The following is a 14,854-nucleotide window of genomic DNA, read 5'->3' as shown; positions in this document are numbered from 1 at the left end:
GAGCACAGGGTTTGCAACCAAGGCCTGTGCGGGTGAACAACCCGTTCCATCACCGTCTTCAAGGATCACTTGCATGTTCGAACTCGATCACGACCTGGCCCAGGACATCGTCGACCGGGCGATGGCTATCCTGCCGTACAACGTCAACGTCATGGACAGCCAGGGCTTGATCCTGGGCAGCGGCGAGCCGGAGCGGGTCAACACCCGGCATGAAGGTGCGCAACTTGTGCTGGCCAACGGTCGCGTGGTGGAGATCGATGCGCAGACGGCGATTCATCTCAAGGGCGTGCAGCCGGGCATCAACCTGCCGCTGATGCTGGACCAGCGCCTGATCGGCGTGCTGGGCATCACCGGCGAACCCGAGCAACTGCGCACCTACGCCGAGCTGGTGCGCATGACCGCCGAGATGCTGGTGGGCCAGCGTAACCAGCAGGCCGAACAGCAATGGCGGCGCCAGCGCTGCGATGATCTGCTGGCGCTGCTGCTGAGCGAAGCCGGGGATGCTCCGCGACTGGTCGATGAAGCGCAGCAGTTGGGCCTCAAGCCACAAATGACCCGGGTGCCGTACTTGTTCGAGCTCGGCCTGGAACACGCTCCAGGGCAAACCGTCGAGGCACTCAGTGCCTGGTTGACCAGCCGTCACCCCGACAGTTGGTGCGTGAGCTCGGCCAAAACTTCATTGCTCTGGTGCCGGCCGGCCAGCCAGTCGGTCGAGAACGCGCGCTTGCTGGACAAGCTCGATGGCCTTGGCTGGAACATCCTGCGTATCGCCGTGGGTGGGCAAGCCGACGGGCTGGCAGGGTTGCGCCGCTGCTATCGTCGGGTCGGTGACTTGCTGGCCTATGGACGCGAAGTGCTGCCGCGCTCCCGATTGCTGACGCTGAACCGCTATCGGCTGCCGGTGATGCTCTGGCGCCATCGCAACGACGACGCCCTCGACGAACTGCTCAACCCACTGCGCAAGGTCATTGCCAAGGACAGTAACGGTCAGTTGCTCGCGACCCTGCGCAGCTGGTGCGAACACGATGGCCAGAGCCAGGCTTGCGCCGATGCGTTGGGCATCCATCGCAACAGCCTGCGTTACCGGATGGAGCGGATTGCCGAACTGAGCGGGGTTGATCCGTTGCGCCTGGACGGCATGCTGGCGTTGTATCTGGGCGTGCAACTCCTCCCGCAAACCGACGCAGGCCCCCTGTAGGAGGTGTGAATGCCGGTTTTGTGGAAATGAACAATAATCCTCATCGCCGCTTGTGCAGCGGACCGGCGTTATTGTTCAAGGCGGCTGGCAGCATGTGGACATTGGAACTGGAGAATTCCCATGAAAATCGTGATCGCCCCCGATTCGTTCAAGGACAGCCTCAGCGCTCAAGGCGTGGCCGACGCCATTGCATTGGGATTGGCGCAAGTCTGGCCTGATGCCCAACTGATCAAATGCCCGATGGCCGACGGCGGGGAAGGGACTGTCGAGTCGATTCTTGCCGCATGTGAAGGCGAACAGCGCCGCACCGTGGTTCGCGGGCCACTGGGAACAACGGTGGATGCCGCCTGGGGCTGGTTGCCGCAGAGCCACACCGCGATCATCGAAATGGCCGAGGCCAGCGGTTTGCAGTTGGTCCCGGTGGCGCAACGGGATGCGTGCATCAGTAGCACCTTCGGTACCGGGCAATTGATCCGCGCCGCACTGGATGCCGGTGCGCAACGGGTGATCCTGGCGATTGGCGGCAGTGCGACTAATGACGGCGGTGCCGGTGCCATGCAGGCCCTGGGTGTGAAACTGCTGGACGCCCGGGGGCAGACGCTGTCACCGGGCGGCCTCGCCCTTGCGCAATTGGCCCGCGTCGACCTGAGCGACATGGATCCGCGTCTGGCGCAGGTACGCTTCGACATTGCCGCCGACGTCAACAACCCGTTGTGCGGCCCCCACGGCGCTTCGGCGATTTTCGGCCCGCAAAAAGGTGCCTCGCCGGCGCAGGTCGAGCAACTGGACCTGGCGCTGGGGCACTTTGCCGACCATTGCGCGACAGCCTTGAACATCGACGTTCGGGACGAGCCGGGCAGTGGCGCGGCGGGTGGCCTGGGGTTTGCCGCCAAAGCGTTTCTGGGCGCGCAGTTCAAGGCCGGGGTCGAGGTGGTCGCCGAACTCGTGGGCCTGGCCGAGGCGGTTGCAGGTGCCGATCTGGTGATCACCGGGGAAGGGCGTTTCGATGCGCAAACCCTGCGCGGCAAGACGCCGTTTGGTGTGGCGCGTGTCGCCAGCCAGCAAGGCGTGCCGGTCATCGTCATCGCCGGCACTCTGGGCGACGGTTATCAGGCGCTCTATGAGCACGGCATCGATGCTGCGTTTGCCCTGGCGAGCGGGCCGATGACCCTGGACCAGGCCTGTGCCGAGGCGCCGCGCTTGCTGCGTGAGCGGGCGACCGATATCGCTCGCGTATGGCGGATGGCCGTTCGCAAGCACTGACTCATCCATGTTTTGAACGCCATGGTGGCGCGCTTCGTGATTTGAGATAGGGTTGTGGCTGGGAGCACCCGCGCGACAGGAGACAGACATGCGCTATTCAGCCTTGACCCAACGAATCGCCGGTGACGGAGCGGCGGCCTGGCAGATTCACGATCGAGCGCTGCAATTGCGCGAACAGGGCGTCGATGTCCTGCTGCTGTCAATTGGCGACCCGGACTTCGATACGCCACAACCCATCGTCCAGGCGGCCATTGCCAGCCTGTTGGCCGGTGATACGCACTATCCTGAAGTGCGCGGCAGTCGGGGGCTGCGCGACAGCATTGCCCGCCGACATCGGCAACGCAGCGGTCAGCCGGTGGATAGCGAGCATGTGATCGTCTTTCCGGGCGCGCAGTGCGCGGTGTATTCGGTGGCGCAATGCCTGCTCGATCCGGGCGATGAAGTGATTGTCGCCGAACCGATGTACGTCACCTATGAAGGCGTGATCGGCGCTTGTGCGGCCACGGTGGTCCCGGTGCCAGTGCGTCCGCAGAACGGGTTTCGCGTCGACCCGGCGGATGTCGCGGCACGGATCACGCCAAAAACACGCGCCATCCTGCTCAACAGTCCGAACAATCCATCCGGCGCCAGTCTGTCGTTGCCGATCTGGCAGGAGCTGGCAGCGTTGTGCATTCGTCATGATTTGTGGCTGATCAGCGATGAGGTCTACAGCGATCTGCTGTACGAGGGCGAGCACATCAGCCCCGCGAGCCTGCCGGGCATGGCCGAACGGACGGCGACGATCAACAGCCTGTCCAAGTCCCACGCCATGAGCGGCTGGCGGGTGGGCTGGGTGATCGGGCCGAAACCCATGGCCGGGCACCTGGTCAATTTGTCGCTGAGCATGTTGTTCGGCATTCCGGATTTCGTGCAGAACGCTGCGCAATTGGCGCTGGATGAAGACTTGCCGGAAGTGGCGATGATGCGCGAAGAGTATCGCCAGCGCCGTGACCTGGTGTGCGCAAGTCTGGGCCAATGTCCGGGCCTCAGGCCGATTCGCCCGGATGGCGGGATGTTCGTGATGGTCGATGTACGCCAGACCGGGTTGTCGGCCCAGCGCTTCGCCGAGCGATTGCTGGAGGGCTATGGCGTCTCGGTGCTGGCCGGAGAAGCGTTCGGGCCGAGTGCGGCGGGGCATATCCGGATCGGGTTGGTAGTGGATCAGATGAAGCTGGCTGATGCATGTCGGCGGATTGCTTTGTGTGCGACGAATTTGCTGGAGGCGCGGCGGGCCTGATCGCCACAGCAAAAGATCGCAGCCTGCGGCAGCTCCTACAGGATTGATGTCCATCCACAAAACTGCGGTGAACCCGGTCCATGTAGGCGCTGCCGCAGGCTGCGATCTTTTGATCTTCAGCTTTTCCAAACCCCAGGATTCACCAAGTTCACAGGCCGTTCACCCGCCAGCGCCGCCAACAGGTTGTCCACCGCGCATCTGGCCATGGCCTCCCGTGTTTCATGGGTGGCCGAGCCGATGTGCGGTGTCGCCACCACGTTGTTCAACTGCAACAACGGCGAGTCCTGATTCAATGGTTCGCGTTCGAATACGTCCAGCCCCGCCGCGCGAATCCGGCCCGCACGCAAGGCTTCAATCAGTGCTGCTTCGTCCACCACTTTACCCCGTGAAATATTGATGAAGATGGTCTCGGGACGCATCAGGGCGAACTGTTCTGCGCCAATCAGCCCTTCGGTTTGCGCGGTCAGCGGCAACGTCAGGCAAACGAAATCGGCCTGTTGCAATAGCTCCGGCAGGCTTCGATAGTGCGCATTGAACCGCTGTTCCACCGCTGGTTTCGGTGACTGGCTGTGATAAATCACCGGCATGCCAAACCCGAAATGCCCGCGCTGGGCCAGCGCCTCGCCAATGCGCCCCATGCCAATGATGCCCAGGGTTTTACCGTGCACGTCGCTGCCGAAATGCGTGGGGCCGATGTTGCGGGTCCAATTGCCTTCGCGAATCATGTTTGCCAATTCCACTACGCGCCGGGCCGTTGCCAGGATCAGCGCGAAACCAGTGTCGGCGGTGGTTTCTGTCAATACATCCGGCGTGTTGCTGAGCAGGATGCGCCGCTCGCTCAGGTAGTCGATGTCGTAGTTATCGACACCCACCGAGACGCTGGCAATGGCTTGAAGGTTGGGTGCCAGATCGAGCAATTCGGCATCCAGTTTCAGGCTGGCACCCAGCAAACCGTGGGCGCGGGGCAGGGCATCGCGCAGTTTGCCCAGGCCCTCGGCATCAAGGCTTTCGATCAGCGTCACTTCGGCCTGCTCGTGCAGGCGAGCCATCAGCAGCGGCGAGAGTTTCTTGTACAGGACGACCTGCTTTTTCATCTTCGGGATCTCAACTTCAATTCAGGAATGTGCCGTGGCGGTGCGCGTTACTGTGGCCGTGGGCCGCTCCCGATCGCTGGCGCCGGGCTTGAGGAAAATGGTCAGCAGCACCGAGAACATCAGCGCGCCGCTCATCAACAGGTACGAGGCGCCGGGCGAGCCGGTAGAGCTGTTCAGGTAACCGACCAGATAGGAACCGCCAAAGGAACCGAGGGCGCCCATGCTGTTGATCAGCGCCATGGCGCCGCCCGCGACGTTGGCCGGGAGGATCTCTGGAATGATTGCGAAGAACGGTCCGTAAGGCGCGTACATGCAGGCGCCGGCAATCACCAGCAGGGTGTAGGACCACCAGAAGTGTTCGGCACCCAAGGCGTAGGAACCATAGAAGGCAATCGAGGCAATCAGCAGTGGCGGCCAGACGAAACGTTTACGTTTTTGCAGCTTGTCCGAACCCCAGGACACCAGCAGCATGCCGATCACCGCCGCCAGGTACGGCAGCGCCGACAGCCAGCCGGCCTGAATCATGTCCATCTGCGCGCCGGCCTTGAGGATCGATGGCAGCCACAACACGAAACCGTACACGCCAATGCTCCAGCAGAAAAACTGCAGGGCCAGGATGATCACTTTGGGTGAGCGGAACGCTTCGGCGTAGTTCTTCACGGCCTTGATGCCGACCTGTTCGGCGGCCAGTGCGCTTTCCAGGTCCTGTTTTTCCTGATCGTTGAGCCACTTGGCTTGTGATGGACGATCATCGGCCAAGCGCCACCAGATGAATGCCCACAACACCGCTGGCAAACCTTCGACGATGAACATCCAACGCCAGCTGTAGTGTTGCACCAGATAGCCCGAGACCACCGACATCCAGAGCATGGTCACCGGGTTGCCGAGGATCAGGAAGGTGTTGGCCCGCGAGCGTTCGGCGCGGGTGAACCAGTGGCACAGGTAGATCAGCATCGCCGGCATCACTGCCGCTTCGACCACGCCGAGCATGAAGCGGATGACGATCAGCCAGTAGGCGTTGGAGACGATCCCGGTCAACGTCGCCAGGCCGCCCCAGAGGATCAGGCTGACGAAAATCAGCTTCTTCACGCTGTGTTTCTGCGCGTAGATCGCGCCGGGTACCTGGAAGAAAAAGTAGCCGAGGAAGAACAGCGCGCCGAGCATCGACGACAGGCCTGGTGTGATCATCAGGTCCGCCGCCATGCCGGACGCGGCGGCGAACCCATAGTTGGCGCGATCCAGATACGCCAGGCTATAGGTGATGAACACGATGGGCATGATGTACCACCAGCGGCGGGTGGCGAGCGTTGCGGTTTTCATGGTGGTGCTCCTGAGCTTGTTGTTTTTGTCGCAGCAGGTAACGGTTTCAGATCTTCAGTGACTGTGCGGGCCTCATCGCGAGCAGGCTCGCTCCTACATTTGATCTAGGTTCGACACATATCCCCTGTGGGAGCGAGCTTGCTCGCGATGGCGGCCTCAAATTCGCTGACCATTTCGGATCGGGTAGGCAACCCCTCCATATCCCCCCGGCTCTGCACCGCACGGCTGCCAATCCAGTTGGCGCGTTGCACGGCCTCGACAACGCTTTGGTTTTCCAACAGCGCGCTGATCATGCCGACGGCAAACCCATCGCCGGCACCCACCGTATCGACCACAGTTTCCACCGGCACCCCAGCCACGAAACCTTGATCAAATTGTGTGCGGTAGTAAGCACCGTGCGGGCCAAGTTTGATCGCCACAGCTTCGGCGCCTTGGTCAAGGTAGAAGGCGGCGATGTCGGCCGGATCTTCGAAACCGGTCAGCAAGCGACCTTCGCTCAACCCCGGCAGCACCCAATGGGCGAGGGCAGCGAGGCGGTTGATCTCGGTGATCATTTGTTGCTCGCTGGCCCACAGGCTCGGGCGCAGGTTCGGGTCGAAGGACACACTGCACCCGGCCTCGCGCATGCGGGTCATCAATTCGAACGACATCTGCCGCGCCGACTCCGACAGCGCCGGGGGAATGCCGGTGGCGTGCAGGTGTCGGGCCTTGAGCAATTGGGGCACGATCGAGTGCGGCGACAGGTGACTGGCCGCCGAACCACGGCGGAAGTACTCGACCACCGGATCGCTGCCATCGTCGGTGCGGGACTTGAGTTGAAAACCGGTCGGGTGGGCGGTGTCGATATCGACGTGGCGGCAATCCAGGCCTTGTTTTTCCAGGGTGTCGACCACGAACCGGCCCAGCGAGTCGGCACCGACACGGCTCAGCCATGCCACGTTGAAGCCCAGTCGGGAAAGGCCAATGGCGACATTGCTGTCAGCCCCGGCAATGCGTTTGTGAAAAGCGCCGACGCTGGCCAGATCACCCGCCTGCTCGGCGACGAACATCGCCATGGTCTCGCCGAAGGACAGAATATCGATCTCAGACATGAGCACTCTCCAGCTGCGATTGGCCGAGGTGGGCGAGGGCAGCGACGTGCTCGGTGGTCAGTTGCACCAGGTCATCGCCTTGCAGCGGATATTCCGCGGCCCGCATAACGCCCTGGGCCATGTGCTGCAGCAGGTGTTCCCACTGTTGCAAGTCACTGACGGCGGGCGCGATGGCCACCAGTTTGCCGTCGGCACGACGCGTGACCGCTTTGCAGTGCACATAACCGACGTGACGACCGAGCAACCGCGCGGCGCTGGCGGCGGACTGGTCCTGCCAGTGCCAATTGCCGATATCGAAGGTCATTTTGATCGGCAGCTCGTGCTGCTCGACGTCCGCGAAAAAACGCTGGAAGGGTTCAATGCGGCCGCCGTGCAGGGTCTGGTCGTTTTCCACCAGCAACTGCACGGCGCTCTCGCCCAGCACCCGGGCGAGGGTTTGCAGATCGCTGTTGTCGGTGAAATAGCCCAACGACACTTTCAGCCATTTGGCGCCGAACGCCTGGGCGCGTTGCAGGGCCGTGATCAGTTCGGGGTTGGGCCTGGATTGCCCGGCCAGCCATAGCTCCATTGGTGATGAATACACGCTCTGCAGGCCTTCTGCTTGAGTGGCATCGGCCAGTTGAGCGGGGTCCTCGATGGTCAGTAATTCTTCACGCCACTCAATGCGCGTGGCGCCGGCGGCGGCGAGAATCTCGATGAAGCTGCCTTGGCCGCGTTGACGCACAAGGTCGGCACCGTAGCTGGAAAGGCTGATGGAAACGGCTGGTCTGTTCATTGTTTTTATACCTCTGAAACCGGTTTCATTTTTGTTCAAAAAAAATGGCTGTGAATTTGTGCTGTTCTTCGGGGCCCCTTCGCGGGCAAGCCCGCTCCTACAGTAGATTTGTGAATACAGGCCCATTGTAGGAGCGAGCCTGCTCGCGATGGCGCCGGAACATTCAACGAAAATTTCCAAGGGTCGACCCTCTAACAACCAGCCGCGCCGAAAAATCCAGAGTCCGCACCGCCCCGTCATCCCCGCGCAGCCGCTTGAGCAGACACTCAAACGCGCTGGCGCCCATCTCGGTGGTCGGCTGAGCGAGGGCGGTAATGCCGCTGCCCACCAACGGGTACCAATCCAGGTCATCGAGGGCGATCAACCCCACATCATCGAACAGGTTGCACTGGAGTTCACGCAACGCATGGGTGCTGGCCAACGCCGCGATCCCGTTGGCGCAGAACAGCGCTTTCGGGCCGGGGCCAGGCGTGTCGAGGAAGGTTTTCAGTTGGGCGGTCAGTTCGCTGCCGGTTTCGATGTGCGTGCCGCGAAGCGCCGGGCGTTGCTCTATTTGCGCCTTGAAGCTGGTGACCCGCTCGATTCGCGAACTGGTGCCGTCGAACGGCTCGGTGACCAGCCACACATCGCGATAACCGCGCTCTTGAAGATGGGCGAGGGCCATCTCGACCGCCGCAGGGTTGTTCAGCCCGACCATATCGCTTTCGAGGTGCTCGACCTTGCGATCCACCAGTACCAGGGGCATTTCCCGGTGCAGTTCGTGCAATTGATCACGGTGATGACCGAGGGTGTTCACGATCAGGCCTTCGATGTTGTACGAGCGCAGCAGGGCCAGGTGCTGGCGCTCCTGCTCGTCGTCGCGGTCGGTGTTGCACACCACCAGGCTATAGCCGTGCTGACGGCAGGCGGTTTCCACCCCGTGCATCACGGCAATTGAATAAGGGTTGCGGATGTCGGCCACCAGCATGCCAATCAGGCGGGTGCGTCCGCGTTTCAGGCCGCGGGCCATCTGGTTCGGGCGATAGCCGAGTTCGGCAATTGCCTGTTCGATGCGCTGGGCAATGGCATCGGAGAGCAGAGCGCGATCATCGCCAATGAACCGCGAAACGCTGGCCTTGGAGACCTTGGCGTGTTCGGCCACGTCGAGCATGGTCACGCGGCTGCGCTGGGCGGCGGAGAAATCATTCACGGTCTGAAACCTTCTTATTGGATTTATAAGGTCGAGTGCTTCGTGAGATCGCACTGAAACCGGTTTCAGAAGACACCAAAAGTCAATTCGCCGTCAAGCCCCGGATGGTTTTTTGTCGAACAATCACCGACAAGTGGCGCTCAGGCCAACACGCTCAACCACGCAGAACCCAGCAATAACAGGCCCATGCAGCGATTGAAGCGTTGCATGGCACGGGGTGAGCGCAACCAGCGGCTTGAACCGGCACCGAGCAGCGCCCAGACCGCGAGGCATGGCAGGGAAACCAGAAAAAACACCAGCGACAAATACATCACTTGCACGGCGTGATGATCGCCAGCCCCGGCAAATACACTGACCACCGCCAGCGCCATCATCCAGGTTTTCGGGTTGATCAGTTGCAGGCTGGCGGCCCCCCTCCATCCGAGGCGCGCCTGGCTATGGCTGGCGGCAATGGCCGTTGTCGGGGCGCTGTAAATCTGCCAGGCCAGATAGCTCAGCCACGCCACACCGGCCCATTGCATGACGTTTTGCACCTCGGGCCACGCAGTCAATGATGACCCGACCCCCGTACCCACCAGCCACACAAGGGTCGCCGCGCTGGCACAGGCGCCGACGATGATCGGCACAGCCGCGACCCACCCGTATCGAGCGCTGTTGCTCAGCACCAGAATATTGGTCGGGCCGGGGGTGATCGAGGCTACGAAGGCAAACAGCAGGAAAGGCAACAAAGTCGGGAACGAGGGCAGCATCGCGGGCTAACTCCGGTGAAGATCAGTGAAGTCGATCTTCACAATCCCGGGCTTATCTGTCTGGAAGATTTGAGCAGCGCTTGCGGTACAGCGCCGGCGTCAGGCCGTAGGCGCGCATGAACCAGCGCCCCAGATGGCTCTGATCGGCAAAGCCCAGCGCCATTGCCACCGCCGCCGGTTGTTCGCCACGGGCCAGCAGGCGGCGGGCGGTGGCCAGGCGCAGTTGCACCAGATACGCGTGGGGCGCCATGCCATAGGCAGCCTTGAACGCGCGGGTCAGGCGAAAGCGATCGACGCCTGTGACGGCGGCCAGTTGATCGAGGCCGATGTCGTATTGCGCGTTGGCATGCAGGTATTCCCGGGCTTTCTGTGCCACTCGCGGCAGACGCGGGTCCTGGCCATCGCGGGCGCGCCAGTGCAAATGGCTGGTCAGGCGTTCGAGCAAACCGTCGAGGGCGGACTGGCGGACGATCTTCAGTTCACCGCGATGCAGGGTTTCAAACGCCAGGCTGGTGGCCTGGGCCAGGCGCGCATCGCTGGCCAGGGTGGCGGCGAAGCTCAGCTGGCTGTTGTCGGGGGCATGGTCGAACACGGCGCTGAGTTCGCGCTGCAACCACTGCGGGTCGAGGTACAGCATGCGATAGGTGAAACCGTCGGCGGTCGGCGCTTCACCGTCATGGATGTCACCGGGCTCGAGCAGAAACACCTTGCCCGGCGTGCTCTGGTGCCTGGCCCGTCGGCAATTGAATTGCTGGACCCCTTGCTCGGTGACGCCCACCAGATAGCTGTCGTGCCAGTGCGGGTCGTAGGCGTGGCCTTCGAAATGCGCGCGCAGGGTCTCGATGCCGGTGTCGGCATCCTGGGCCAGGTCGATCCAGTTGTGAGCGCTCATGGGGTACCTGCGAAACGGTTTGCCGGGCTATTTAACGCCTCGGCCGAGGGTCATGCCTAGAACGTTTGTGCAGTCATCAGCCGAACAGGCCGGCGGCGATGTTGATCGTGAACCCGAGAATGGCGGTATTGAACAGAAAACCGATCAACGACTGCGCCAGCACGATCTTGCGCATGCCCCGGGTGGCGACGCCGACATCCGAGGTTTGCACCGCCACGCCGATGGTGAACGAGAAGTACAGGAAGTCCCAGTAGTTGGGGGTCGTCAGCCCTTCGGCAAAACGCAGCGCCGGTTCCTTGCCGTCCCAGATGTAATACAGCCTGGCGTAATGCAGGCTGAAGATGACCCCGATCAGCAGCCATGAACCGATGACGGTCAGGGCGGTGAAACCGTAATGCATCAGCTTGCGCGTGGTTTCCAGGTCTTTGCTGCCGGCCAGTTCGAAGGTGATGGTCGCCAGGCTGGCCAGTGCCGCAATGCATACCAGCGCGAGCACCAGCCCGGCGTTTTCGTCTTCGATTTCGGCGATGCGTTTCACATCAGGCGCTTTCGAACGCACGGTGAGCCAGAACATCAGCAGCAGGTAGATCCAGACGCCGGCATTCCAGCCGATGAGGATCTTGCTGATTGGCGAATCGGCCGGAGCCAGAAAGCCCACCGCGATGCCAAGCAGGATGGCGGCGGACAGGCGAGGGTGGGTGCGCGCGAGGAAGATCATGGAGGCTCGACGGGTTGGGGCTTTGCCAACACCTTAGCCCAGGTGACCCCAATCTTGAAATCACCGAGCCCCCCCTGTGGGAGCGAGCTTGCTCGCGATAGCGGACTGACAGTCAACACAGTCATCGACTGACAAGGCGCCATCGCGAGCAAGCTCGCTCCCACAGGGACTGGTGTTGGGTCAGGTAGTTTTATGTCGCTTGCGCACCAACTTCATCACCACCACAAAAAACACCGGCACGAACACCACGGCCAGGGTCGCCGTGATCATCCCGCCGATCACCCCGGTGCCGATGGCTTGCTGGCTCGCCGAACTGGCGCCGGTAGCCAACGCCAGCGGCACCACGCCAAGAATGAACGCCAGTGAGGTCATGACAATCGGCCGCAACCGCAGGCGTGCCGCTTGCAGGGTTGCATCGATCAGGTCGTGGCCTTCGTCGTACAGGCTCTTGGCGAACTCGATGATCAGGATCGCGTTCTTTGCCGACAGGCCGATGATGGTGATCAGCCCGACCTTGAAGAACACATCGTTGGGCATCCCGCGCAAGGTTACCGCCAGCACCGCGCCGAGCACACCCAGCGGCACCACCAGCAGCACCGAGGTCGGGATCGACCAGCTCTCGTACAACGCCGCCAGGCACAGGAACACGATCAACAGCGACAGCCCAAGCAGGATCGGTGCCTGGCTGCCGGACAACCGTTCCTGCAACGACAACCCGGTCCATTCCTGGCCCAGGCCCGCCGGACCTTGTGCCACCAGCCGCTCGATCTCGGCCATGGCCTCACCGGTGCTGTGGCCCGGGGTCGGTTCACCGGAAATGCTGATCGCCGGGTAGCCGTTGTAGCGGGTCAACTGCGCCGGGCCCTGAGTCCACTTGGCCTGCACGAAGGCCGACAACGGCACCATTTTTTCGTGGGTGTTACGCACGTGAATCTTCAGCAGGTCAGCCACCTGACTGCGCTGGTCGCCCTCGGCCTGCACCACGACGCGTTGCATCCGCCCCTGATTGGGAAAGTCGTTGATGTAGGCCGAGCCCACGGCCGTGGACAGCACATTGCCGACGTCGGCAAAGGACACACCCAGCGCGTTGGCCTGCTTGCGGTCGACGATCAGTTGCACCTGCGGTGCCTCGGCCAGGGCGCTTTCGCGCACGTTCATCAGAATCGGGCTTTTTTCGGCCGCCGCGAGTAGGTCGGTGCGAGCCTTCATCAACTTCTCATGACCGAGGCCGCCGCGATCCTGCAGGCGAAATTCGAATCCGCTGGATGTACCCAGGCCATCCACCGGCGGTGGCAGTACGGCAAATGTCACCGCGTCCTTGATCTGGCTGAGGGCGACGTTGGCCCGGTCGGCAATCGAGCTGGCCGAATCGTCGCTGCCACGCTCGGACCAGTCTTTGAGCGTGCTGAACGCCAGCGCCGCATTCTGCCCGCTGCCGGAGAAGCTGAATCCGAGAATCACCACGCTGTCACGAATGCCCTGTTCCCCGGCGTTGTGCGCTTCAACCTGTTCGGCCACCTGTACCGTGCGGTTCTTGCTCGCGCCCGGTGGCAACTGGATGTCGGTGATGGTGTAACCCTGGTCTTCCACCGGCAGGAACGAGGAGGGCAAGCGACTGAAGGCCAAGCCCAGACCGATCAGCAGCACGCCGTAGATCAGCAGGTAGCGCCCGGTGCGTTTCAACGCGTAGGCCACCCAGCCCTGATAGCGTTCGGTCAGTTGCTCGAAGCGGCGGTTGAACCAGCCAAAGAAGCCGGTCTTTTCGTGGTGTTCGCCTTTGGCAATCGGCTTGAGCAACGTCGCGCACAGGGCCGGGGTCAAGGTCAGGGCGAGGAACGCCGAGAACAGGATGGACGTGGCCATCGACAGCGAGAACTGCTGGTAGATCACTCCGACCGAGCCCTGCATGAACGCCATCGGAATGAACACCGCGACCAGCACCAGGGTGATGCCGATGATGGCCCCGGTGATCTGCCGCATGGCCTTGCGCGTGGCTTCCTTGGGTGACAAGCCCTCGGTGGCCATGATCCGCTCGACGTTCTCCACCACCACGATGGCATCGTCCACCAGAATGCCGATGGCCAGCACCATGCCGAACATGGTCAGCACGTTGATCGAAAATCCAAGCGCCAGCATCGTTGCAAAGGTGCCCATCAGCGCCACCGGCACTACCAACGTCGGAATCAGTGTGTAGCGGATGTTTTGCAGGAACAGGAACATCACCGCGAACACCAGCAACATCGCCTCGCCGAGGGTGTAGACGACCTTGGTGATCGAGACTTTGACGAAGGGCGAGGTGTCGTACGGGATCTTGTATTCGACGTTCGCCGGGAAGTAGCGCGACAGCTCATCCATCTTCGCCCGCACCAGGGTCGCGGTGTTCAGGGCGTTGGCACCGGGCGACAACTGCACGGCGACGGCGGTGGACGGCTTGCCGTTCAGGCGCGTGGAAAACTGATATTCCTGGCTACCGATCTCGACCCGCGCCACATCGCTGATGCGCACGGTCGAGCCGTCCGCATTGGCCTTGAGGACGATGTCGGCAAACTCTTCGGGGGTCGACAACTGACCCTTGACCAGAATGGTTGCGGTGATTTCCTGGGTGGTGCGGGTCGGCAGATCGCCGATGCTGCCCGCCGACACCTGGGCGTTTTGCGCGACGATGGCGGTGTTGACGTCCGCCGGTGTCAGGTTGAAGGCGAGCAGTTTCTGCGGGTCGATCCAGATCCGCATCGCCCGTTCGGCGCCGTACAGCTGCGCCTTGCCGACGCCGTCCAGACGCTTGACCTCGTTCATCACGTTGCGCGCCAGGTAATCGCTGAGCGCCACGTCGTCGAGTTTGCCGTCGCTGGAGGTGAGGGTGATCAACAGCAGGAAACCGGAGGAGACTTTCTCCACCTGCAAACCTTGCTGGATCACCGCTTGCGGTAGGCGTGACTCCACGGCTTTCAGGCGGTTCTGCACATCGACCTGAGCCAATTCCGGGTGGGTGCCCGGCTGGAAGGTGGCCTTGATGGTCGCGCTGCCGAGGCTGCTCTGGGATTCGAAATACAGCAGGTGATCGGCGCCGTTGAGCTCTTCCTCGATCAGGCTGACCACGCTCTCGTCCACGGTTTGCGCCGAAGCGCCCGGGTACACCGCGTAGATTTCGATTTGTGGCGGCGCGACATCGGGGTATTGCGCCACCGGCAGTTGTGGAATGGCCAGCGCACCGGCCAACAGGATGAACAGGGCAACCACCCAGGCGAACACCGGGCGGTCGATAAAGAACTGCGGCATAAAAAAGCGT

The 14,854-nt window shown here is 62.2% G+C and carries 12 protein-coding genes; 3 read left to right on the top strand and 9 right to left on the bottom strand.

Annotated features, from left to right (window positions below):
* The first annotated feature begins 73 nt into the window (after nucleotides 1-73).
* The 3 genes from AC1DKH_RS04350 to AC1DKH_RS04340 all read left to right on the top strand — a co-directional run bounded on the left by AC1DKH_RS04350 (nucleotide 74) and on the right by AC1DKH_RS04340 (nucleotide 3,737).
* Complete coding sequence (locus tag AC1DKH_RS04350; protein ID WP_477762027.1) at nucleotides 74-1,198, top strand: sugar diacid recognition domain-containing protein; 1,125 nt, start codon at nucleotides 74-76, stop codon at nucleotides 1,196-1,198.
* Between the two features lie 120 nt (nucleotides 1,199-1,318).
* The gene (locus tag AC1DKH_RS04345) at nucleotides 1,319-2,461 is read left to right on the top strand and encodes a glycerate kinase (protein ID WP_477787180.1); all 1,143 of its coding nucleotides are present in this window, start codon (nucleotides 1,319-1,321) and stop codon (nucleotides 2,459-2,461) included.
* An 88-nt stretch (nucleotides 2,462-2,549) separates the two neighbouring features.
* The gene (locus AC1DKH_RS04340; protein WP_477762025.1) at nucleotides 2,550-3,737 is read left to right on the top strand and encodes a pyridoxal phosphate-dependent aminotransferase; all 1,188 of its coding nucleotides are present in this window, start codon (nucleotides 2,550-2,552) and stop codon (nucleotides 3,735-3,737) included.
* Nucleotides 3,738-3,853: 116 nt separating this feature from the next.
* Here AC1DKH_RS04340 and AC1DKH_RS04335 read toward each other — a convergent pair whose 3' ends face one another.
* The 9 genes from AC1DKH_RS04335 to AC1DKH_RS04295 all read right to left on the bottom strand — a co-directional run bounded on the left by AC1DKH_RS04335 (nucleotide 3,854) and on the right by AC1DKH_RS04295 (nucleotide 14,844).
* Nucleotides 3,854-4,831 carry a 2-hydroxyacid dehydrogenase gene (locus AC1DKH_RS04335; protein WP_477797529.1) on the bottom strand — a complete coding sequence of 326 codons (978 nt, stop codon included), beginning with the start codon at nucleotides 4,829-4,831 and terminating at the stop codon, nucleotides 3,854-3,856.
* A 21-nt stretch (nucleotides 4,832-4,852) separates the two neighbouring features.
* On the bottom strand, nucleotides 4,853-6,151 hold the full coding sequence (locus AC1DKH_RS04330; RefSeq protein WP_477754674.1) for an MFS transporter: 1,299 nt from the start codon (nucleotides 6,149-6,151) through the stop codon (nucleotides 4,853-4,855).
* Nucleotides 6,152-6,255: 104 nt separating this feature from the next.
* On the bottom strand, nucleotides 6,256-7,242 hold the full coding sequence (locus tag AC1DKH_RS04325; protein ID WP_477797528.1) for a sugar kinase: 987 nt from the start codon (nucleotides 7,240-7,242) through the stop codon (nucleotides 6,256-6,258).
* Nucleotides 7,235-8,017 carry a sugar phosphate isomerase/epimerase family protein gene (locus tag AC1DKH_RS04320; protein WP_477754676.1) on the bottom strand — a complete coding sequence of 261 codons (783 nt, stop codon included), beginning with the start codon at nucleotides 8,015-8,017 and terminating at the stop codon, nucleotides 7,235-7,237. The genes AC1DKH_RS04325 and AC1DKH_RS04320 overlap by 8 nt, the downstream gene beginning before the upstream one ends.
* Nucleotides 8,018-8,180: 163 nt before the next feature.
* Nucleotides 8,181-9,206, bottom strand: a complete 1,026-nt coding sequence (locus AC1DKH_RS04315) for a LacI family DNA-binding transcriptional regulator (protein WP_477797527.1) — start codon at nucleotides 9,204-9,206, stop codon at nucleotides 8,181-8,183.
* 140 nt (nucleotides 9,207-9,346) lie between these two features.
* On the bottom strand, nucleotides 9,347-9,955 hold the full coding sequence (locus tag AC1DKH_RS04310) for a LysE family translocator (RefSeq protein WP_477797526.1): 609 nt from the start codon (nucleotides 9,953-9,955) through the stop codon (nucleotides 9,347-9,349).
* Between the two features lie 52 nt (nucleotides 9,956-10,007).
* Entirely contained in the window at nucleotides 10,008-10,847 is an 840-nt protein-coding gene (locus AC1DKH_RS04305; RefSeq protein ID WP_477762022.1) for an AraC family transcriptional regulator, read from the bottom strand.
* Between the two features lie 76 nt (nucleotides 10,848-10,923).
* Nucleotides 10,924-11,565, bottom strand: coding sequence for a DUF1345 domain-containing protein (locus tag AC1DKH_RS04300; protein ID WP_477797525.1), 642 nt, complete (start codon nucleotides 11,563-11,565; stop codon nucleotides 10,924-10,926).
* A gap of 180 nt (nucleotides 11,566-11,745) precedes the next feature.
* Entirely contained in the window at nucleotides 11,746-14,844 is a 3,099-nt protein-coding gene (locus tag AC1DKH_RS04295; protein ID WP_477797524.1) for a multidrug efflux RND transporter permease subunit, read from the bottom strand.
* Nucleotides 14,845-14,854: the final 10 nt, after the last annotated feature.

This window comes from Pseudomonas sp. 05L36, from assembly GCF_056398125.1.
The sequence above is the reverse complement of the archived record's forward strand: the minus strand, read 5'-3'. Positions and strand labels throughout refer to the sequence as shown.

What these genes read in the sequence shown, in the direction of transcription:
- AC1DKH_RS04350 (WP_477762027.1), top strand. Translation starts at nt 74, where the DNA reads ATGTTCGAACTCGATCACGACCTGGCCCAGGACATCGTCGACCGGGCG.
- AC1DKH_RS04345 (WP_477787180.1), top strand. Translation starts at nt 1,319, where the DNA reads ATGAAAATCGTGATCGCCCCCGATTCGTTCAAGGACAGCCTCAGCGCT.
- AC1DKH_RS04340 (WP_477762025.1), top strand. Translation starts at nt 2,550, where the DNA reads ATGCGCTATTCAGCCTTGACCCAACGAATCGCCGGTGACGGAGCGGCG.
- AC1DKH_RS04335 (WP_477797529.1), bottom strand. Translation starts at nt 4,831, where the DNA reads ATGAAAAAGCAGGTCGTCCTGTACAAGAAACTCTCGCCGCTGCTGATG.
- AC1DKH_RS04330 (WP_477754674.1), bottom strand. Translation starts at nt 6,151, where the DNA reads ATGAAAACCGCAACGCTCGCCACCCGCCGCTGGTGGTACATCATGCCC.
- AC1DKH_RS04325 (WP_477797528.1), bottom strand. Translation starts at nt 7,242, where the DNA reads ATGTCTGAGATCGATATTCTGTCCTTCGGCGAGACCATGGCGATGTTC.
- AC1DKH_RS04320 (WP_477754676.1), bottom strand. Translation starts at nt 8,017, where the DNA reads ATGAACAGACCAGCCGTTTCCATCAGCCTTTCCAGCTACGGTGCCGAC.
- AC1DKH_RS04310 (WP_477797526.1), bottom strand. Translation starts at nt 9,955, where the DNA reads ATGCTGCCCTCGTTCCCGACTTTGTTGCCTTTCCTGCTGTTTGCCTTC.
- AC1DKH_RS04305 (WP_477762022.1), bottom strand. Translation starts at nt 10,847, where the DNA reads ATGAGCGCTCACAACTGGATCGACCTGGCCCAGGATGCCGACACCGGC.
- AC1DKH_RS04300 (WP_477797525.1), bottom strand. Translation starts at nt 11,565, where the DNA reads ATGATCTTCCTCGCGCGCACCCACCCTCGCCTGTCCGCCGCCATCCTG.
- AC1DKH_RS04295 (WP_477797524.1), bottom strand. Translation starts at nt 14,844, where the DNA reads ATGCCGCAGTTCTTTATCGACCGCCCGGTGTTCGCCTGGGTGGTTGCC.